Raw genomic sequence first — 811 nt, forward strand, 5'->3', positions numbered from 1 at the left:
AATCGACGTAAATGCCGACCTCGCGGAGATCATAGGCGATAAGGCGCGCGCCGAGCCAGGCGAGCCGCTCGGCCTGCGCCGCGTCGGCGCCGGCCGCCTCGAAGCGCGCGGCGGCGGGATAGGCCCGCCAGTTCGGGGGCGCGAGGCGCTGCACCCTTCCGCCTTCCTGATCGACGAGCACGGGCGCGGCGCGGCCGAGCGCCTCGCGAATCTCGGCCGTCAGTCGCGCGAGTTGCGCGCGCGTCTCGACATTGCGGCGAAAGAGAATGACGCCCCAGGGAGCGGCCTCGCGCAGGAAGGCGCGTTCCTCGGGGGCGAGCGCAAGACCCTTTAATCCGCAAATGAAGGCGCGCATGGGCGATGCTCTCGCAAGGATATTGGGAGTTCCGTCACCCGCCAGCCATCAGCCAGGGGGTCAGCCGGCGCCGATGGCCGGGACAAGCGCCCCGGCCGGCCATGACGGACTGGCGCGCAAGTCAGTTCCCCGCGACGAAACAGGCGCCGCCGCCCGCCTTCACCTTGGCGCAGATTGCATTCGCCGAGTCCTTGCTGACGCCAGCGACGCGGACGCGATAGACCGTCTTGTCGTTGACCGTCGCCATTTTGAAGGTCGGCTTCAGTCCGCCAAGCTGCGCGCCATATTTCGTCGCGACCGTCTTCATGAGGGCGCGCGCCTCGGCCTCCGTGCCCGCAGCGCCGAATTGCACGGCGAAGCCGCCCTTGCTCGTCGGCGCGGCGGCCTCCTCGGCCTCCCCGGCCGGCGGCTCCTCGACGGCGGCGACCTTGGGGGGCGCCGGCGGTTTAACCTTGG

The 811-nt window shown here is 70.5% G+C and carries 1 protein-coding gene and 1 pseudogene; both read right to left on the reverse strand.

Features of this window, described 5'->3' with window-relative positions:
- Window positions 1-355: pseudogene (locus V3H18_RS16570) on the reverse strand (beta-hexosaminidase); the annotation flags it as partial.
- A gap of 121 nt (window positions 356-476) precedes the next feature.
- The coding region (locus tag V3H18_RS16575; RefSeq protein ID WP_332083185.1) for an SPOR domain-containing protein at window positions 477-811 on the reverse strand (335 nt) is incomplete at its 5' end.

Origin of the sequence: Methylocystis borbori, assembly GCF_036576025.1 — a bacterium.
Taxonomy (GTDB): Bacteria; Pseudomonadota; Alphaproteobacteria; order Rhizobiales; family Beijerinckiaceae; genus Methylocystis; species Methylocystis borbori.